General features: G+C 61.6%; 3 protein-coding genes. All 3 read left to right on the plus strand.

Annotation, left to right across the window (positions count from 1 at the left end):
- The first annotated feature begins 180 nt into the window (after window positions 1–180).
- The gene (locus VIW95_RS12305; protein WP_331586873.1) at window positions 181–843 is read left to right on the plus strand and encodes an O-methyltransferase; all 663 of its coding nucleotides are present in this window, start codon (window positions 181–183) and stop codon (window positions 841–843) included.
- Window positions 844–955: 112 nt separating this feature from the next.
- On the plus strand, window positions 956–1,489 hold the full coding sequence (locus VIW95_RS12310; protein ID WP_331586875.1) for a GNAT family N-acetyltransferase: 534 nt from the start codon (window positions 956–958) through the stop codon (window positions 1,487–1,489).
- A 156-nt stretch (window positions 1,490–1,645) separates the two neighbouring features.
- A partial coding sequence (gene leuS, locus VIW95_RS12315; RefSeq protein WP_331586877.1) for a leucine--tRNA ligase occupies window positions 1,646–3,252 on the plus strand: 1,607 nt, incomplete at its 3' end.

A 3,252-nucleotide genomic window follows, 5' to 3' on the forward strand; every position in this document is an offset into this window, starting at 1 on the left:
TAAGGGAGAGGATGAAGGTGAGGGTCCTTTCACAGCGCGCGCTTCGCGCGCGATTCAAGATTCCACCTCTCTTCTGTCCCGCGGCTGTTAGCTACAAAAATCCGGTTCCCCTTCCCACAATGCAAAGGGGTTAGGGGTTAGGTGCTTTTCTGCGCGCTCGCTTCCTGCCATTTTAGGCAGATGGCAGAACACGCAAAATATATCGCCCTCACTCCCAAACTCTACGACTACCTGATCGCGCACGGGCACAACGACGATCCGATCCGCGCCGAATTGGCGGCCGAAACTGCCAAGCTTGGCGCCATCAGCGGGATGCAGATCGCCGCCGAGCAAGGCACCCTGATGGCAATCCTCGCCGCCGCGAGCGGCGCGCGTTCAGCCGTCGAGGTCGGGACGTTCACCGGCTACAGCGCACTTTGCGTCGCCCGCGCATTGCCTTCCGACGGCAAGCTTCTGTGCTGCGACGTTAACGAGCAATGGACCAGCGTCGGGCGCCGCTATTGGGAACGCGCAGGCGTCGCGAGCAAGATAACGCTCAAGCTCGGCCCCGCCGCCGACACGCTCAAAGCGCTGCCGGCCTCGCACACCTTCGACTTCGCTTTCATCGACGCCGACAAGTCCAGCTACGCGATCTACTACGAGGAAATCCTCAAACGCCTGCGCCCGAGCGGCCTCATCCTGATCGACAACGTACTGTGGAGCGGCGCGGTAGCCGACGAAGCGAAACAAGATGCCGACACCCAGGCGCTACGGAAGCTCAACGACTTCATTGCGAAGGACACGCGCGTCGAAGCCGTAATGCTGGGCATCGCCGACGGCCTGACAATCGTGCGCAAAAAGTAACCGCGGGGTTTCCCCTCTCCCTGTAAGGGAGAGGACTAAGGTGAGGGTCCTTATACAGCGCGCGATTTTTTTCGCACGCGATTCAAGATTCTGCCTCTGCGCGTGTCCTCGTATGCACCAACTCAACACCCCTCGCCTCATCGGCGCCCCCGCCGCCGCCAGCGACTTCGCCGATATCCGTCGCTTGCACAGCGACCCGCGCGTGATGGCGACGTTATCCGCCGACGGTGCGACGTTCAGCGAAGAGCAGAGCCGCAGTTTTCTGGAGCGCGCCGCCGACCACTGGAAATCGCACGACTTCGGACTATGGACCTGGCGCCAGCCCGGTCGCGATTTCGTCGGCTACGGCGGAATCAAACACGCAATCGTCGAACGCCGCGACGAGCTCGAACTGGCATACGCAATCACGTCCGACCATTGGGGCAAAGGATTCGCGACCGAAATCTCCCGCGCAGCACTGAAGCATGCCTTCGACACGATGCACCCCGCTCGAATCGTCGCCTTCACCCTCCCCCGCAACCGCGCCTCACGCGCCGTAATGGAGCATTGCGGCTTCACCTACGATAGCAACATCACGCACGCCAACCTCCCCCACGTCCTATACATCCTCGAAGCCCGCGACTTCGCCCGCCAAAAAAAGTTCTAACAGGGACGAAGTCCCGCATCTTCTCTTATCACCGGGTGCAGGGGTCACCCATGCCGCGGAAGAGTGAAACCCGCGGAGGGTTTCACATTAAATAAAGTGATTACCTTTCCTGTCTCGCTCCCATCACGCTAGACTTGCCTGACCGAGATCATCCGCATGGACGAACGCTACGACCCTAAAAAAATCGAACCCGCGTGGCAGGCCGAATGGGACCGCACCAATCTCTACCTTACGCGCGAGGACCCCGGCCGCCCGAAATTTTACATCCTCGAGATGTTCCCCTACCCTTCGGGTGCCGGCCTCAGCGTAGGCCATCTGCACAACTACGTGCCGTGCGACGTCGTCGGCCGCTACAAGCGGATGGCGGGATTCAACGTGCTGCATCCGATGGGATGGGACGCGTTCGGCTTGCCCGCGGAAAACGAGGCGGTCCTGAAAGGCTTGCATCCGACCGAGACCGTCCCGCGCTACGCCGCCAACTTCAAGCGCCAGCTGAAACTCTCCGGATGCGCTTACGACTGGTCGCGCGAAATCAATTCGTCGTCGCCCGAGTATTACAGGTGGACCCAGTGGTTCTTCCTGATGCTCCACAAGCGCGGCCTCGCTTACCGCGCGAAGGGCGCGCAATGGTGGTGCGACAAGTGCGGCACAGTGCTCGCCAACGAGCAGGTCATCAACGGATGCTGCTGGCGGCATACCGACAATCCGGTCAGCAAGAGAGATCTCGAACAGTGGTACATCAAGATCACCGAGTACGCAGATCGATTGCTCGCCGATCTCGACGGCATCGACTGGCCCGAGCCGATCAAGCTGATGCAGCGCAACTGGATCGGCCGCAGCGAAGGCGCGGAACTCGCCTTCCCGGTCGCCGGCCACACAGGTAAGGAAGTCCGCTTTTTCACCACGCGTCCCGACACCGTCTTCGGCGTATCGTTCATGGTACTCGCCCCCGAGCATCCGCTGGTCGCCGAAATTACTACTGATGCGCAGCGCGCGAAGGTCGAGGCCTACGTCGCCGAGGCGCGCCGACAGACCGAAATCGAGCGGATGTCCACGACGAAGGAAAAATCCGGCGTCTTCATCGGCGCCTACGCGCACAACGTCTTCACCGATAAAGACATCCCGATTTGGATCGCCGACTACGTCCTGATGGGCTACGGCACCGGCGCAATCATGGCGGCGCCCGGCGAGGATCAGCGCGATTTCGAATTCGCGACGAAGTACGGCTTGCCGATTCCGCGCGTGACCGCACCCGCCGACGGCAGCACTCCGCCCGCCGATCGCGCTTACCCGGAGCCCGGCGTGGCAATCAACTCTGGTTTTCTGAACGGTAAAAAAACGGTTGAGGCAATCACGGCCGTATGCCAGTACGCCGAGCAACACGGAATCGGCCGCGCCACCATCAACCACCGGATGCGCGATTGGCTGATCTCGCGTCAGCGCTACTGGGGATGCCCGATTCCAATCGTGTACTGCAAGACCGACGGCATCGTGCCGGTGCCGGAAGACCAACTCCCTGTGCTGCTTCCACCGATGAAGGACTACCTGCCGCCAGGCACCGGCCGCTCCCCGCTCGCCAACGTGCCGGACTTTGTCAACACGACCTGCCCCAAATGCGGCGGCCCGGCCGAGCGCGAGACCGACACGCTCGACACCTTCGCCTGCTCGTCATGGTACTTCCTGCGCTTCGCGTCGCCGCATGAAGACCAGCGCCCATTCGATCGCCGCGCGGTTGACTACTGGCTCCCGGTCGATCTCTACGT

Origin of the sequence: Binatus sp. (SeqCode) (assembly GCF_036522015.1) — a bacterium.
Classification (GTDB): domain Bacteria; phylum Desulfobacterota; class Binatia; order Binatales; family Binataceae; genus Binatus.